This window comes from Streptomyces flavofungini (assembly GCF_041028215.1).
Lineage (GTDB): Bacteria > Actinomycetota > Actinomycetes > Streptomycetales > Streptomycetaceae > Streptomyces > Streptomyces flavofungini_B.
This window is the reverse complement of record NZ_JASKYR010000088.1, coordinates 1-16,332: the sequence shown is the minus strand read 5'-3', so window position 1 is coordinate 16,332 and position 16,332 is coordinate 1. Positions and strand designations below refer to the sequence as shown.

Annotated in this window: 11 protein-coding genes and 1 pseudogene; 7 read left to right on the top strand and 5 right to left on the bottom strand. The window is 72.3% G+C overall.

Going from position 1 to position 16,332, the window contains the following annotated elements:
• A partial coding sequence (locus AB8Z36_RS09025) for a protein phosphatase 2C domain-containing protein (RefSeq protein WP_369212687.1) occupies positions 1 to 838 on the top strand: 838 nt, incomplete at its 5' end.
• Between the two features lie 87 nt (positions 839 to 925).
• On the top strand, positions 926 to 2,668 hold the full coding sequence (locus tag AB8Z36_RS09020) for a pyruvate dehydrogenase (protein ID WP_369212686.1): 1,743 nt from the start codon (positions 926 to 928) through the stop codon (positions 2,666 to 2,668).
• 27 nt (positions 2,669 to 2,695) lie between these two features.
• On the opposite strand, the gene AB8Z36_RS09015 is transcribed toward AB8Z36_RS09020, so the two are convergent.
• On the bottom strand, positions 2,696 to 5,749 hold the full coding sequence (locus tag AB8Z36_RS09015; RefSeq protein ID WP_369212685.1) for an alpha-mannosidase: 3,054 nt from the start codon (positions 5,747 to 5,749) through the stop codon (positions 2,696 to 2,698).
• Between the two features lie 177 nt (positions 5,750 to 5,926).
• On the opposite strand from AB8Z36_RS09015, the gene AB8Z36_RS09010 reads away from it, so the two are divergent.
• Complete coding sequence (locus AB8Z36_RS09010) at positions 5,927 to 6,409, top strand: ATP-binding protein (RefSeq protein WP_369212684.1); 483 nt, start codon at positions 5,927 to 5,929, stop codon at positions 6,407 to 6,409.
• Between the two features lie 26 nt (positions 6,410 to 6,435).
• Here the strand turns inward: AB8Z36_RS09010 and AB8Z36_RS09005 are convergent, their stop codons facing one another.
• Positions 6,436 to 7,497, bottom strand: coding sequence for a DUF2637 domain-containing protein (locus AB8Z36_RS09005; protein WP_369212683.1), 1,062 nt, complete (start codon positions 7,495 to 7,497; stop codon positions 6,436 to 6,438).
• Positions 7,498 to 7,701: 204 nt separating this feature from the next.
• Positions 7,702 to 8,565, bottom strand: coding sequence for a (2Fe-2S)-binding protein (locus tag AB8Z36_RS09000; RefSeq protein WP_369212682.1), 864 nt, complete (start codon positions 8,563 to 8,565; stop codon positions 7,702 to 7,704).
• 142 nt (positions 8,566 to 8,707) lie between these two features.
• Between AB8Z36_RS09000 and AB8Z36_RS08995 the strand changes: the two genes are divergently transcribed.
• Entirely contained in the window at positions 8,708 to 9,457 is a 750-nt protein-coding gene (locus AB8Z36_RS08995; protein WP_440581883.1) for a GntR family transcriptional regulator, read from the top strand.
• 4 nt (positions 9,458 to 9,461) lie between these two features.
• Here AB8Z36_RS08995 and AB8Z36_RS08990 read toward each other — a convergent pair whose 3' ends face one another.
• Both AB8Z36_RS08990 and AB8Z36_RS08985 read right to left on the bottom strand, forming a co-directional pair.
• On the bottom strand, positions 9,462 to 10,238 hold the full coding sequence (locus tag AB8Z36_RS08990; protein ID WP_440581882.1) for a hypothetical protein: 777 nt from the start codon (positions 10,236 to 10,238) through the stop codon (positions 9,462 to 9,464).
• Positions 10,239 to 10,409: 171 nt separating this feature from the next.
• The gene (locus AB8Z36_RS08985; RefSeq protein ID WP_369212680.1) at positions 10,410 to 12,122 is read right to left on the bottom strand and encodes a PucR family transcriptional regulator; all 1,713 of its coding nucleotides are present in this window, start codon (positions 12,120 to 12,122) and stop codon (positions 10,410 to 10,412) included.
• Positions 12,123 to 12,452: 330 nt separating this feature from the next.
• On the opposite strand from AB8Z36_RS08985, the gene AB8Z36_RS08980 reads away from it, so the two are divergent.
• From AB8Z36_RS08980 to AB8Z36_RS08970, 3 genes and pseudogenes are all read left to right on the top strand, one after another.
• The gene (locus AB8Z36_RS08980; protein ID WP_369212679.1) at positions 12,453 to 13,343 is read left to right on the top strand and encodes an FAD binding domain-containing protein; all 891 of its coding nucleotides are present in this window, start codon (positions 12,453 to 12,455) and stop codon (positions 13,341 to 13,343) included.
• Complete coding sequence (locus tag AB8Z36_RS08975; RefSeq protein ID WP_369212678.1) at positions 13,343 to 13,942, top strand: (2Fe-2S)-binding protein; 600 nt, start codon at positions 13,343 to 13,345, stop codon at positions 13,940 to 13,942. The genes AB8Z36_RS08980 and AB8Z36_RS08975 overlap by 1 nt, the downstream gene beginning before the upstream one ends.
• Positions 13,943 to 13,944: 2 nt before the next feature.
• Positions 13,945 to 16,197, top strand: a pseudogene (locus AB8Z36_RS08970) (xanthine dehydrogenase family protein molybdopterin-binding subunit); the annotation flags it as partial.
• Positions 16,198 to 16,332: the final 135 nt, after the last annotated feature.

Here is a 16,332-nt window from a genome sequence, read left to right as displayed (position 1 = left end):
CACCTGGACCCTGCGCGCCGCCTCCCTGCGCGGCGACTCCGCGCGGTACCGGGGCGAGCCCCGCCGCGACTCCCTGCTCACCGCGCGCTTCGGCAGCGGGGACGACGGCCTGCTGCTCGTCGCCATGGCGACCGGCGCCCGCGCGACCCCGGGCGCGCACCGGGCCGCCGCCGAGGCCTGCGAGTGGATCGGCAGGGCCGTGGGCCGCAGCCACCGGCGGCTCGCCGAGGACATCAGGGCCGCCCGGCGCGGCGACCTGAAGTCGGGTCTGCACCGCCTCACCGACCGCAGCCTCGGCAGGCTCCGCGCGCACGCCGCCGACCTCGGCCTGAAACCCGAGGAGTACGCGGCGTCCCTGCGGTGCCTCCTGCTGCCCGCCGACCCCCAGTGCCGTACGCGCGTCTTCTTCGGCGTCGGCGCGGGCGGGATCTTCCGGCTGCGGGACGGCGCCTGGCAGGACATCGAGCCGCACGTCGCCGACGCCACGGGCGACGCCGTGGTCGGCTTCGGCTCGCCGCCCCCGCAGCGTCCCGACGGCGACCACCTCACCATGGACCTGAACATCACCACGCCCCCGAGCCCCTACGAACCGGCCCCCGAGCCGCCCCGGGAACCCTTCCGGTTCCGCGCCTCGGTCGCCCGGCCGGGTGACACGCTCCTGCTGTGCAGCGGCGGCCTCGCCGAACCCCTGCGCGGCGAGCCCGAACTCCCCGAACACCTCACCCGCAGATGGCACAGGAGCGGCCCGCCGGGGATCGCGGGCTTCCTGGCCGACGTCCAGGTGCGCGCCAAGGGGTACGCGGACGACCGTACGGCCGCGGGCGTCTGGGAGGCATGACCGCTCCACCTGTGAATTCATGGAACCGCAAGGGGAACGAGTGAGACCCGGGTCCACGGATCACCAGGCTGGAGAGGTGCGTACGGCATGGCCAAGCAGAACATCGCCGAGCAGTTCGTCGACATTCTCGTCCGCGCGGGCGTACAGCGTCTGTACGGCGTCGTCGGCGACAGCCTCAACCCGGTGGTGGACGCCATCCGCCGCACCAAGGGGATCGACTGGGTGCACGTGCGGCACGAGGAGACCGCCGCCTTCGCGGCGGGCGCCGAGGCCCAGATCACCGGCAGGCTCGCCGCCTGCGCGGGCTCCTGCGGCCCCGGCAACCTCCACCTCATCAACGGCCTCTACGACGCCCACCGCTCCATGGCGCCCGTCCTCGCCCTGGCCTCGCACATCCCGTCCAGCGAGATCGGGCTCAACTTCTTCCAGGAGACCCACCCCGACCGGCTCTTCCAGGAGTGCAGCCACTACAGCGAGCTGATCTCCAGCCCCCAGCAGATGCCCCGGCTGCTCCAGACCGCCATCCAGAACGCCGTCGGGCAGTCCGGCGTCAGCGTCGTGGCGCTGCCCGGCGACATCGCCTCCGAGACCGCTCCGGCCCAGGCCGCGGAGACCGCCCTGGTGACCTCGCGGCCCTCGGTGCGCCCCGGCGACGCGGAGATCGAGCGGCTCGCCGAGATGATCGACGCGGCCCGCAAGGTCACCCTGTTCTGCGGCAGCGGCACGGCGGGCGCCCACGCCGAGGTCATGGAGTTCGCCGAGAAGATCAAGGCACCGGTCGGCCACGCCCTGCGCGGCAAGGAGTTCATCCAGTACGACAACCCCTTCGACGTGGGTATGAGCGGCCTGCTCGGCTACGGCGCCGCCTACGAGGCCACCCACGAGTGCGATCTGCTGATCCTGCTCGGCACGGACTTCCCGTACAACGCCTTCCTGCCCGACGACGTACCGATCGTCCAGGTCGACGTGCGCCCGGAACACCTCGGCCGCCGCTCGAAGCTGGACCTCGCGATCTGGGGCGACGTCCGCGAGACGCTGCGCTGTCTGACCCCGCGCGTCGCGCCGAAGACCAACCGCAGGTTCCTCGACAAGATGCTGAAGAAGCACGCGGACGCGCTCGAAGGCGTGGTCAAGGCCTACACCCGCAAGGTCGACAGGCACGTCCCGATCCACCCCGAGTACGTGGCGTCCGTCCTGGACGACCTCGCCGACGACGACGCGGTCTTCACCGTCGACACCGGGATGTGCAACGTCTGGGCGGCCCGCTACCTCACCCCCAACGGCAAGCGCCGCATCATCGGCTCCTTCAGCCACGGCTCGATGGCCAACGCCCTGCCGCAGGCGATCGGCGCGCAGTTCACCGACCGCGGGCGGCAGGTCGTCTCGATGTCCGGCGACGGCGGCTTCTCGATGCTGATGGGCGACTTCCTCACCCTCGTCCAGCACCATCTGCCGGTGAAGGTCGTGCTGTTCAACAACTCCTCGCTCGGCATGGTGGAGCTGGAGATGATGGTCGGGGGCCTGCCGTCGTACGGCACGGACAACCACAACCCCGACTTCGCCGCCATCGCCCGCGCCGCCGGTGCCTACGGCGTCCGCGTGGAGAAGCCCAAGCAGCTCGCGGGCGCCCTGAAGGACGCCTTCGCGCACAAGGGCCCCGCCCTGGTCGACGTTGTCACCGACCCCAACGCCCTCTCCATCCCGCCGAAGATCAGCTCCGACATGGTCACCGGCTTCGCGCTCTCCGCCGGGAAGATCGTCCTGGACGGCGGGGTCGGCCGGATGCTCCAGATGGCCCGCTCCAACCTGCGGAACGTGCCGAGGCCCTGACGGCGGGCCCCGGCGCGTCCCACCGGCTCAGGCGGGCCGCAGCCGCAGCGTCACGATCTGGAACGGCCGCAGCGCGAGACGCAGCCCCGACTCGCCCGTGTCCGCCGCGTGCAGCGGCCGTTCGTGCAGATCGGTGACGTCCGCGTGCGCCACCGGGAACGACGTGGCGAGCGTGGCCGCCGCACGGCCGCCGCGCGACTCGTAGAGACGTACGACGACATCGCCGCTGCGGTCGTCGGCCAGCTTGACCGACTCGACCGTGACCGCCGGGTGGTCGACGCGCACCAGCGGCGCGAGCTCGGGCGCGTCCGCCACCCGCAGCGGCAGGTTCAGCGCCAGGCCCCCGGCCACCGCGTCGCCCGTCGTCGCCCCGGGCAGCAGCGCGTACGTGAAGCGGTGCGTGCCCTGGTCGGTCTCGGGGTCGGGGCTGTGCGGGGCCCGCAGCAGCGTGAGCCGCACGGTGGTGCCGAGCGCCCCGTCGTGCTCGGCGCGGGTCACGTCATGGCCGTACGTCGAGTCGTTGAGCAGCGCGACGCCGTAGCCCTCCTCGGCCACCCGCAGCCAGCGGTGCGCGCAGATCTCGTACCGCGCGGCGTCCCATCCCGTGTTGGCGTGGGTCGGCCGGTGGACGTGGCCGAACTGGATCTCGGCGGCCGACCGCTCGGCGTGCACATCGAGCGGGAACGCGGCCTTGAGCACCTTCTCCGACTCGCGCCAGTCGACGTCCGTGACGACGTCGAGCCGCCTGCTGCCCGCGTCGAGCCGGATCTCCTGGACGATCCGGGACTTGCCGAAGGCGCGCACCACCCGCACCGCGACCCGCAGCGGACCGTCCTCGACCAGCTCGACGGAGTCGGCCCCGGTGAGGTCGGTGTGGCGGTGCCGGTAGTGCTTGTCGAGGTCCCAGGCGTCGTAGTGGGTGGGGTGGTCGGGATGGAGCTGGAGGAGGTTGCCGGGCGCCGCGAGCACCTCGCGCCCGGCGGCCAGGTCCTTGACGGAGGTGAGCAGCCCGTCGGCGTTGATCGTCACGCTCAGGTGCTCGTTGGTGAGGAGGATCGTCTCTCCGGTGGTGTGCGCGACCGCCCCGGCGCCCGCGCCGCCCGTGCCGTCCGCGCCGTTGAGGCTTCGGCTGCCGAGCGCGGGCACCTCGACGCGGGCGAGCGCGCCCTCGCCGGTGTCCACGACCTCGTCACGGGCGTACGGCGAGGCGTTCAGGACCACGGGGCCGCCCGCGCCCAGCGACCGCACGGCCGCCGAGGTGACCTCGTCCAGCTCGGCGAGGACGCGCTCATAGGTCTCCCGCGCCTCGCGGTGCACCCAGGCGATCGAGGAGCCCGGCAGGATGTCGTGGAACTGGTGCAGCAGGACCGTCTTCCACAGGCGGTCCAGGGTGTCGTACGGGTAGCCGTGGGCGGGATCGCGCACCGCCGCCGCCGTGCACCACAACTCCGCTTCGCGCAGGGCGTGTTCGGCGCGCCGGTTGCCGCGCTTGGTCGCCGCCTGGGTGGTGTAGGTGGCGCGGTGCAGCTCCAGGTACAGCTCGCCCGACCAGACGGGGGCCCTCCTTCCGTACTCCTCCTCGGCCGCCGCGAAGAACGCCGACGGCTTCTCGATCTCGACGCGCGGGGAGCCCTCCAGGGAGCGCAGGCGCCGCGCCCGCTCCATCATCTCGCGGGTGGGCCCGCCGCCCCCGTCGCCCCAGCCGAACGGCACCAGGGAGCGGGTCGCACGGCCCTTGTCGGCGAAGTTCCGCTCGGCGTGGGCCAGTTCGGCGCCGTGGAACTGGGAGTTGTAGGTGTCGACGGGCGGGAAGTGGGTGAAGACCCGGGTGCCGTCGATGCCCTCCCACCAGAAGGTGTGGTGCGGCATCTTGTTGGACTGGTTCCAGCTCAGCTTCTGGGTGAGGAACCAGCGGACGCCCGCCAGCTTCGCGAGCTGCGGGAAGGCGGCGGTGTAGCCGAAGGAGTCCGGCAGCCAGATCTCCCGCGTCTCCACACCCAGCTCCTCGCGGAAGAACCGCGTGCCGTGCGTGATCTGCCGGGCGAGCGCCTCCCCGCCGGGCAGGTTGGCGTCCGACTCCACCCACATGGACCCCACCGGCGCCCATGTCCCGTCGGCGACCGCCTTCTTGATCCGCTCCCAGATGTGCGGCTGGTGCTCCTTGACCCAGGCGTACTGCTGGGCCTGGGAGCAGGCGAAGACCAGCTCCGGGTACTCCTCGGCCAGAGCGGTCACGTTGGCAAACGTCCGCGAAGCCTTCCGTACCGTCTCGCGCAGCGGCCACAGCCACGCCGAGTCGATGTGCGCGTGCCCGACGGCCGACACGCGGTGCGCACTGGCGTGGGCGGGCCGCGCCAGGACCTCGGTAAGTTCGGCCCGCGCCGCGGCCGCCGTACCGGACACATCGTGCAGGTCGAGGGCGTCGAGCATGTCCTCGACGGCGCGCAGGATCTCATGGCGTCGCGGCCGGTCGGCCTCCAGTTGCGCCATGAGCTCGGTCAGCACCTCGACGTCCAGGACGAGTCCCCAGACGTCCTCGTCCAGTACGGCCAGATCGGCAGACGCGAATCGGTAGATCGGAGTATTGCCTGCGGTCAGGACGTCGCCAAGGGGTGTCGGCACGAAGTCGTGCAGTACGGCGGGGTTGGCCGCGGCCTCCAGGTGCAGGTGCACCGGTTCACCCCCTTCCGCCGGGGAGGCCACTGGAATATGCCGATTGCGCGGGTGAACTCCCTTGACCGGGACGCCCGCCGCGTCGTAGACGAGTCCCTCCGCCTGGAAGCCCGGCCCGCCCCCGCTGAACCCGGGATCGACGACCACTTCGACCCGGCGCCCGCGCCACTCCTTCGGCACCACTCCTTCAAGCCGGAACCAACTCGTGGACCAGGGCTTTCCCCACTCCATGCCCGTCTCGAAGGGTTCGAACGCCGCTTCGAGGGCGGTCGCGACGGGCACCGGTTCGCCCGGCGCGTGCCAGACGGAGAGGGTCAGCGGCGCCCGGTGCGCGTACTGGGCGGGGCGGATGAACTGGCGCAGCGCCCGCTCCAGGCGGCCTTCCACCAGCAGTCTGTCGTCGTGCACGCGGGCTCCTCGAAACGCTCGGAGGCGGGGGTCCACCGCTTCACTTCCCCGCGGGCATCCGGCACACCCCTGCTGTTGATTGAGGATTCGACAGGAGTGCCGGTCCGGGCCCGGGGCATGCATTCCGAGAAGCAGTTCGAGCTAGGAGGACAGGTCATCGCTTTGTGGGCGGGGATCATGACGAGGCAGACACGTGGGGGCGCCCCCGGGGGGATCGGGGACTCCTCGCCGAACGCGGCAACAGAGAAGACCGGCGAGCCGCCGGCGGGCCCGCCCGGGGTCCAGCTCAGGCGCAGACTGGGTAGGGCCGATCTGCGCGCGGTGTCCGAGGTCAGGAGGGCCCTGAGGGATTTGCTGCGGCACTGGGGAAAGCCGGGGACGGCCGACGTGGCCGAGCTGCTGACCAGCGAACTGGCCACCAACGCCCTGGTGCACACCGATCGCGACGCCATCGTCACCGCGACCGTGGGCCCGCGCGGCCTGCGCGTCGAGGTGCGGGACTTCGTGGGGACCCGGCCCGAACCGCGCGTACCGGCCGCCGACGACGGTACGCACGGCAGGGGCCTGATCCTCGTCCAGTCCCTCGCGGACGCGTGGGGCGTACGGGCCCACGGCGTGGGCAAGGCCGTCTGGTTCGAGCTGGGCGGCGGCATGGCCTGAGCCGCGCCACCGCCCTCGGCGCGTACTCAGCCGAACTGCTGCTCCAGGTCCTTCAGCTTGCGCTCCAGGGAGTCGAGCCGGGGCAGCGCCTGCGTGTCGTCCTCCGCCGTGAGATCGACGGTGACGGGGGCGGCGGCGTCAGGGTCGCCCTTGACGGCCTGAAGGGAGGGACGGGCGCGTAGCGGCAGCTGGTCCTGCGCCGCTATGGCAGGGTCCGCGCCGACCTGCGCGGACCCGGCGCCCGAAGAGACGGCCTGCACGTCGACCTGGCGGCCGCCCCGAACGTAGCCGCGCTGGCCACGGCTGATCGCCTTGAGCTTGGCGCGCTCCAGCTTCTCCTTGTCGCGCCGGTGCAGCCGGGTGCGCTCCTTCTCCCTGCGGTCCTCCCGCACCTCCTCGACGGCCTCGTCCAGGGAGCGCACGCCCTCAAGGAGCATCAGCGACCAGGCGCCGAAGGTCTCCCGGGGCGCGCGCAGCCACCGCACCATGCGGATCTGCGGCAGCGGACGCGGTACGAGGCCCTGCTCACGCAGCGCCGCCCTGCGGGTCTGCTTCAGCGCGCGGTCGAAGAGCACCGCCGCCGAGAGCGACATCCCGGCGAAGAACTGCGGGGCACCGGCGTGGCCGAGGCCGCGCGGGGCGTGCACCCAGTTGAACCAGGCCGCGGCCCCGGCGAACGTCCACACCAGGAGCCGCGAGCCGAGCGCCGCGTCGCCGTGGCTCGCCTCGCGCACGGCGAGCACGGAACAGAACATCGCCGCGCCGTCCAGGCCGAACGGTACGAGGTACTCCCAGCCGCCGGTGAGGCTCAGGTTCTGCCGGCCGAAGCCGACGAGGCCGTGGAAGGAGAGTGCGGCGGCGACCGCGGCGCAGCAGAACAGCAGGACGTAGGAGGCGCTGCCGTAGATGGCCTCCTTGCGCCTGCGGCGTTCCTCGCTGCGTTCCCACGAGTCGTCGCCCGAGGCGTCCTTGGCCGCTTTCCCGTGGCCTCGCTTCCCGCGCGCGAGCACCGCCACCGCCACCAGCATGCCGAGGAGCAGGACGCCGCCGGGGAGCAGCCAGTCCAGCGATATGTCGGTCAGTCTCATCTGGGGTCCCTTGCATCGCGGTAGGGCGTTTCGGCGCCATATTGACGTGATCGCGATGGCCCACAGGGGGTTTCGGGGCAAGAAGACGCCAAGGGGGTGCCAGGGAGCGCTGAGAGCGCGTTTTTACTCGAACACGCCTCTCAATGGCTGGCGTTGAGTTCGATCGAAGAGACGCGAAAGAGTGGTTCGAAGCGCGGTGCGGGTTCAGTTCGCCGTGGCGGTGGCGCTCAGCCGGGCGACGCGCTCCGCGTCACAGGTGCGCGGACAGGTGACGCAGGTGTCCTCGGGGCGCAGCGTGTAGAACATGCAGCAGCTCGCCCGGTCCCGGGTCGGCAGCGTCTCGCCGCCGGGGCCCGTCAGCTCCCGGAAACCGGCCGTGCCGACGTAGGGCTTGGTGGCGCCGGGCAGCAGCCGCTCCAGCTCCGTCATGGCGCGCCGCTCCTCGCCGAGGAGATGCGCGATGTACCAGAGGCCCTCGACGATCTCGTCGGTGGCGACGCTCCACAGGGCACGCGAGCGGCGCCGCATCCGGGGGCCGAAGCCGTCGAGGAGCGGACCGAGGTGCTCGGCGACCGCCTCCCGCACCTCGGCCCGCAGCGCCTCCTCGTCCGCCACGACGCGGGCGCCGGGCAGCGCGGCGGCCGGATCGTCCGGCAGGCAGGCGAAGCTCTCCGCGCGTACGGCCATCCGGCCCAGGGTGCGCTGGAAGGAGACGTTGCGCACGGGGTAGCGCGGGACCCTGCGGTGCAGGAACCAGGGGGCCGTGATCAGCAGCGTGGCGGGCCACGCGTACCGGTGCAGACCGAAGCTGGCGATCACGTCGGGCCGCGCCTGGGTGCCGTAGTCCTTCAGGACCTGTGCGTTGTCCCAGGCCAGAAAGGCGTCGAGGTCGGCCCCGCCCTCCGCGAGCCGGGCGGCGGTGACCCAGCCGCCGCCCTGGGGGGCCTGCTCCTCGTGGCCGAGTTCGGTGATGTGCAGTCCTGAGTACACCTCGGCGAGGCGGGCATAGGAGTCCGCGACGGCGCTGGGGGCGCTCGGTGCGGGCGCGGCCAAGGTCTGTACGGACATGCGGGGACCACCGAATCGCGATCGATTGCAGGTAAGCCTTACCTTACCCGAGATGATCGAGGTTTCAACCGCGGCCGTGTCCGCCTAGGGTGCCTCTCATACCTTTTCGGTGCGTGGACGTGAGTGGACAAGGGTGAATCGGGTGGAGCAGGCCGGAGCGCGTGAGGCGGGCCCCTTCGCGGGGCTCCCGCGCGTCCGGGTGCCGGAACAGCCGGGCCCGGGGGACCGCGGCCCGGAGAGCCATGGGCCGGGGAGCCGCGGTCCGGTGCGGCGCAGCTCCGTGCGCGGCCAGGTCCTCGACGCGCTCCGGGCCGCGCTGGTGGACGGCGGGCTCGCGCCGGGCGAGGTCTACTCCGCGCCCGCGCTCGGCGAGCGCTTCGGGGTCTCCGCGACCCCCGTGCGCGAGGCCATGCAGCAGCTCGCCGCCGAAGGGGCCGTGGAGGTCGTGCCCAACCGCGGCTTCCGGGTCACCGAGCACAGCGCCCGGGACCTCGGCGAGCTCGCGGAGGTGCGGGCGCTGATCGAGGTGCCGGTGATGCTCCGGCTCGCCCGCGCCCTGCCCGCCGCCCGCTGGACCGCGCTGCTGCCGCTCGCCGAGGCGACGGTGGTGGCGGCCGCGTGCGGCGACCTCGCGCGCTACGCGGAGGCGGACCGCGCCTTCCACGGCGCCGTGCTCTCCCTGGACGGCAACGAGCAGCTCGTGCGGATCGCCGCCGATCTGCACAGGCGCTCGCAGTGGCCCCTGGTCAGCGGCCCTGTCGCGGGCCGCAGGGCCGACCTCGTACGGGACGCGGCGGAACACATGGCCCTCCTCGAAGCGCTCGTCGCCGGGGACGTCGATGTCGTGCCGTCCCTGGTCGAGGAGCACTTCATGGGCTCGGCGGCCCGCTGAGGGGTCAGGCCGCGGGCGCCGGTGGCGTCAGGTGCTGGGAGAGCCAGGCGGGGACGCCGCCGAGCAGGCGGAAGAGACGGGTGGCCTCCGCGCGCAGACGGGTGGCCTCCGGCTCGGGTTCCGCGTCGGCGAGGGCCGCGAGCGCCGGGGCCGTACCGACCAGGTAGCCCAGTTCCTCCCGGATGCGCAGCGACTCGGCGAAGCCGTGCCGGGCCTCGGCGAGCTCGCCGTCGCGCAGGGCGAGACCGGCCAGGTGCCGCCAGGTGAAGGAGAGCAGCAGCAGGTTGGCGTGGGCCGTGGCGCCCGCGTGGGCCCTGCGGTACGCGGCCTTCGCGGCCTGCGGGGAGCCCGCGATGTGCTCGGCGATCAGGCCCCGGCGGAAGTCGAGCAGCGGGCGCCGCGGCGTGTTCGGGGCGAGCAGCGCGGCGGCCCTGCCGAGCGCGGTGCGGGCCTCGTCGGCCCGGTCGCGTACGTGCAGCACCGTTGACGCGTACGCCAGTTGGCCGCGCTCGCAGGCGGCGGCACCCCGGTCGTCGTCGTCCTCGGCCAGGGCCTCCGCGGTGCGCAGGCTGTCCTCGGCCTCGCCCCAGCCGTCCCCGGTGAACAGGCAGCGCTCGACGAGGAGCGAGGTGCGCTGCACCGCGGGACCGGCTCCGGGCCGTGCGGCCAGGAGGGCTGCCGCGTCGGTCCAGCAGCCGCGCGAGCGCAGCCGCCATACCGCGGTCTGGAGTGGATCGTCCCCTGTAGTCGTTCCGGTACCAGACATGGCGGTATGCGCCACGTTGCCCTCCCCGAGCACACCATTGAGCTGTTGAGTCGTGGGCGAATCTCAGCACGGATGGCGGCACCGGGCCAAGGGGCCGGGTGAAAGAATTCACAAAGGGCGGGCAAGGAAACGGGCCCGGGGCATTCGGCCCGCCGGGCCGCCCGGACCCGCTTCCCGGGTCTTTCCTCAGCTCATGCGCAGGGCGAGGAAGAAATCGAGCTTGTCCTCAAGGCGCGAGAGGTCACGGCTCGTCAACTGCTCGATGCGGCCCACGCGGTAGCGCAACGTGTTGACGTGCAGGTGCAGCCGGGCCGCGCAGCGCGTCCAGGAGCCGTCGCAGTCGAGGAACGCCTCCAGGGTCGGGATCAGCTCGGCCCGGTGGCGCTTGTCGTACTCGCGCAGCGGGTCCAGGAGCCGGGCGGTGAAGGCCCGGCGCACGTCGTCGGGGACGAAGGGGAGCAGCAGGACGTGCGAGGCCAGCTCCTGGTGTCCGGCCGCGCAGACTCGGCCGGGGCGGGCGGCGGCGACCCGGCGGGCGTGCCGCGCCTCCTCAAGGGCGCCGCGCAGCCCCTCGGCCGAGTGCACGGAGGCGCTGACGCCCAGGGTGAGGCGGCCGTCGCCGTCGAGGCCCGCGCCGAGCGGCCCGCGCACTGATTCGAGGAGTGAATCGGCGAGCAGGCCCGTCTCCGAGCCGTCGTGCTCGGCCGAGACGGCGGGCAGCGGCACCAGCGCGATGGCCTCGCCGCCGGTGTGCGCCACGGCGATGCGGTCGGAGGGCTCGGGCCCCGCCGACAGGGGGTCGACGAGGATCTCCTCCAGGAGCGACTGGGCCACCGGGCCGCCGTCGACCCCGGAGTCCGCCCACTCCACGCGGGCCACCACGACCTGCCAGTGCGGGGCGGCGCCGAGGCCGGGCAGGAGCACCGGGGCCGCGACGCGAAGGCGGGCGGCGATCTCGGCCGGGGCCGCGCCGGTCTGCACCAGTTCGAGGACCTCCTGGGCCAGGCGGCGGCGGACCGTGCGGGCCGCGTCGCGCCGGTCGCGCTCGACGGCGATCAGCTGGGTCACGCCCTGGAGCAGGTCGAGCCGCTCCTCCGGCCAGTCGCCCGCGTCGGCCTCCACGGCGAGCATCCAGTCCGAGAGGACCGTCTCGCGCACGTCGCGCACGTCGCGCGCGGCCCCCGCCGCCCCGCGCGCCTGGCCGTCCACGGACGGCAGGGCCGCTCTGGTCCGAATGGGGAACAGCGAGTACGTCACGCCGTCCACCGCCACCCGGTGCGGCCCGCGCCGCCCGGTGCGGGTGGCGGCCAGGTGCTCCCCGGCGAGGCGGGCGCAGACGGCCCCCGGCAGTGCCGTGCCGTCCGCGCTCGATCCGGCGATGGCGCGCCCGGCGGGGGAGAGGACCCAGGCCCGCAGGTCCAGGTCGGTGCCGAGCAGGTCGAGGACGACGTCGGGGCCGCCGCCGGTGGGGCCCGAGGTCATCAGGCGCCGGTGGCGGTCGACGACGGCCGCCAGGTCGCCCGCGCGCTCGCCGGAGACCTGGCGCACGACGTGCTCGGTGATGGTCGCGAAGGCCACCGATTCGTTGACCGCGAAGAGCGGCAGGCGGTGCCGCGCGCACGCCTCGACGAGGTCCTCGGGGATGGCGCCCATTTCGGCCTCGCCCGCCGCGAGGGCGGCGACCCCGGCGTTGGCGAGGACGCGCACGAAGGGCTCGGTGTCCCCGGCGTCGCGGCGCCAGGCGAGGCCGGTGAGGACCAGCTCGCCGCCCGCCAGATAGCGGCTGGGGTCCCGCAGGTCCGTGGTCATCACACCGCGCACGGTGCGGTCCAGTTCGTCCTCGCCGCCGAGCAGCCGCAGGCCCAGCGCGTCGGTGTCCAGGAGTGCGCGCAGCCGCATGGGGTCGCCGCCGATCTGTCTCGAATGGTGTGTACAAACATGTGCGCTCCGTAGCGCGGGGGCCCGGTGCCCTCGGGAGTCCGGGGATTCCGGGGGGAACCCGCGAGGTTACTGAGGCCCGTTCTTCATACGAATCTACAAGACGCGCGGCTTGGCCAGCCAACTCCTTCATGGTTTCGGTGACTGACCCCATCGGAGCACCGGGCGGTGTACTTGCCCCACTCCGCGTTAACAGCACATGAACGAGCAGTCGAGGGACCAACGGCCCGAGTGGCTTGATCGAAGTCCCTCACAGCGAACGACCCTCGATACGAACAAGAAGAGAGCCTCATGGACTTCCTTCGCCCCGCCAGCTGGGAGGAGGCGCTCGCCGCCAAGGCCGAGCACCCCACGGCTGTGCCGATTGCGGGTGGCACCGACGTGATGGTCGAGATCAACTTCGACCACCGCCGTCCCGAGTACCTGCTCGACCTGAACCGCGTCGCCGAACTGGGCGAGTGGGAGGTGGGCGAGGAGACGGTCCGGCTCGGTGCCTCCGTCCCGTACACCAAGATCATGGAGGAGCTCTGTACGGAGCTGCCCGGTCTCGCGCTCGCCTCGCACACGGTCGCCTCCCCGCAGATCCGCAACCGCGGCGGCGTCGGCGGCAACCTGGGCACCGCCTCCCCGGCCGGTGACGCCCACCCGGCCCTGCTCGCCGCCGACTGCGAGGTCGAGGTGGAGTCTGTGCGGGGCTCCCGCCTGATCCCGATCGACGACTTCTACACCGGCGTGAAGCGCAACGCGCTCGCCGCCGACGAGCTGATCAAGTCCGTCCACATCAGGAAGGCGGACGGGCCCCAGCAGTACTCCAAGGTCGGCACCCGCAACGCCATGGTGATCGCCGTGTGCGCCTTCGGTATCGCGCTGCACCCGGAGACCCGGACCGTGCGGACCGGCATCGGCTCCGCCGCCCCCACCCCGATCCGGGCGAAGGCGGCCGAGGAGTTCCTGAACGCCGCGCTCGAAGAGGGCGGCTTCTGGGACAGCAAGAAGATCATCACCCCCTCGATCGCCAAGCAGTTCGCGGAGCTCGCCTCCGGTGCCGCCAACCCGATCGACGATGTGCGCGGCACGGCGAACTACCGCCGTCACGCCGTCGGCATCATGGCCCGCCGCACGCTCGGCTGGACCTGGGAGTCGTACCGCGGCACGGGCCGCAGCACTGAGGGAGTCGCATAATGCGCGTGAACTTCACGGTCAACGGCCGTCAGCAGGAAGCCGACGACGTCTGGGAGGGCGAGTCCCTCCTGTACGTGCTGCGTGAGCGCATGGGCCTGCCGGGCTCCAAGAACGCCTGCGAGCAGGGCGAGTGCGGTTCCTGCACCGTCCGCCTCGACGGCGTGCCGGTCTGTTCGTGTCTGGTGGCCGCCGGTCAGGTCGAGGGCCGCGAGGTCGTCACCGTCGAGGGCCTCGCCGACTTCGCCAGGCAGCGCGAGGAGCACGGGGGCTGCGCCTCCGGCGCCTGCGGCACCTCGCTCCAGGACGCACAGCAGTGGCGCGCCAAGGGCCAGGACGGCCAGACGGGTGAGGGCGGCGAGCTCTCCCCGATCCAGCAGGCGTTCATCGACGCGGGCGCCGTCCAGTGCGGCTTCTGCACCCCCGGCCTGCTGGTCGCGGCCGACGAGATGCTGGAGAAGAACCCGCAGCCGACCGACGCCGACATCCGCGAGGCGCTGTCCGGCAACCTCTGCCGCTGCACCGGCTACGAGAAGATCCTGGACGCCGTCCGCCTCGCGGCCGCCCGCCAGGACCGTGGACTCCAGGAAGGCGTGGTCTGATCATGGGAACGACCGGAGCCCCCACCAAGATCACCCAGGGTTCGCAGACCAAGGGCGGGATCGGCGAGTCGACGCTGCGCCCCGACGGCACCCTGAAGGTGACCGGCGAGTTCGCCTACTCCTCGGACATGTGGCACGAGGACATGCTCTGGGGCCAGACGCTCCGCAGCACGGTCGCGCACGCCGAGATCGTCTCCATCGACACCGCGGAGGCCCTCGCGATGGACGGCGTCTACGCCGTCCTGACCTACGACGACCTCCCCGCCGCGATGAAGAACTACGGCCTGGAGATCCAGGACACCCCGGTGCTCGCGCACGGCAAGGTACGCCACCACGGCGAGCCGGTCGCCATCGTGGCCGCCGACCACCCGGAGACCGCGCGCCGCGCCGCCGCCAAGATCCGGATCGAGTACAAGGAGCTGCCCCTCATCACCGATGAGGCCTCGGCGACCGCTCCCGACGCCGTACTCGTCCACGAGGGCCGCGACGACCACCACATCGGTCACGTCCCGCACCCCAACATCGTGCACCGCCAGCCGATCATCCGCGGCGACGCCGCCGAGGCCGCCAAGAAGGCTGACGTCATCGTCACCGGCGAGTACACCTTCGGCATGCAGGACCAGGCCTTCCTCGGCCCGGAGTCCGGCCTCGCCGTGCCGTCCGAGGACGGCGGCGTCGAGCTGTACGTGGCCACCCAGTGGCTGCACTCCGACCTCGGCCAGATCGCCCCCGTCCTCGGTCTGCCCGAGGAGAAGGTGCGCATGACGCTCTCCGGCGTCGGCGGTGCCTTCGGCGGCCGCGAGGACATCTCGATGCAGATCCACGCCTGCCTCCTGGCGCTGCGCACCGGCAAGCCGGTCAAGATCGTCTACAACCGGTTCGAGTCCTTCTTCGGCCATGTGCACCGCCACCCGGCGAAGCTCTACTACGAGCACGGCGCCACCAAGGACGGCAAGCTCACGCACATGAAGTGCAAGATCGTCCTGGACGGCGGCGCCTACGCCTCCGCCTCCCCGGCCGTGGTCGGCAACGCCGCCTCGCTGTCGGTCGGCCCGTACGTGATCGACGACGTCGACATCGAGGCCATCGCGCTCTACAGCAACAACCCGCCCTGCGGCGCCATGCGCGGCTTCGGCGCGGTCCAGGCGTGCTTCGCCTACGAGGCGCAGATGGACAAGCTGGCCGCGAAGCTGGGCATGGACCCCGTGGAGCTGCGCCAGCTCAACGCCATGGAGCAGGGCACGATCATGCCGACCGGGCAGCCGGTCGACTCACCGGCCCCGGTCGCCGAGATCCTGCGCCGCGTCAAGGCCCGCCCGCTGCCGCCCGAGCGCCAGTGGGAGTCCAGCGAGGGCGCCGACGTGCGCCAGCTCCCGGGCGGCCTGTCCAACACCACGCACGGCGAAGGCGTCGTCCGCGGGGTGGGCTACGCGGTCGGCATCAAGAACGTCGGCTTCTCCGAGGGCTTCGACGACTACTCCACCGCCAAGGTGCGCATGGAGGTCATCAACGGCGAGCCCGTCGCGACCGTGCACACGGCCATGGCGGAGGTCGGACAGGGCGGTGTCACCGTCCACGCGCAGATCGCGCGGACCGAGCTCGGCGTCACGCAGGTGACCATCCACCCGGCTGACACACAGGTGGGCAGCGCCGGTTCGACGTCGGCCTCGCGCCAGACGTACGTCACCGGCGGCGCCGTCAAGAACTCCTGCGAGCTGGTGCGCGAGAAGGTCCTGGAGATCGGCCGCCGCAAGTTCGGCTCGTACCACCCCGCGTGGGCCACCGCCGAACTGGTCCTGGAGGGCGGCAAGGTCGTCACCGACGGCGGCGAAATCCTCGGCGACCTGGTCGACGTCCTCGAGGGCGAGAGCGTCGAGATCGAGGCCGAGTGGCGGCACCGCCCCACGGTCGCCTTCGACCTGGTCACCGGCCAGGGCAACGGCCACGTCCAGTACTCCTTCGCCGCGCACCGCGCGGTCGTCGAGGTCGACACCGAGCTGGGCCTGGTCAAGGTCATCGAGCTCGCCGTCGCCCAGGACGTCGGCAAGGCGCTCAACCCGCTGTCCGTGGTCGGCCAGATCCAGGGCGGCACCACCCAGGGCCTGGGCGTCGCGGTCATGGAGGAGATCATCGTCGACCCCAAGACCGCGAAGGTCAGGAACCCCTCCTTCACGGACTACCTGATCCCCACCATCCTCGACACCCCGACCATCCCGGTCGACGTGCTCGAACTCGCCGACCCTTGGGGTCGACGATGATCTCCTCCATGACCGCGAAGGTCAGGAACCCCTCCTTCACGGACTACCTGATCCCCACCATCCTCGACACCCCGACCATCCCGGTCGACGTGCTCGAACTCGCCGACCCCCACGCCCCCTACGGGCTGCGCG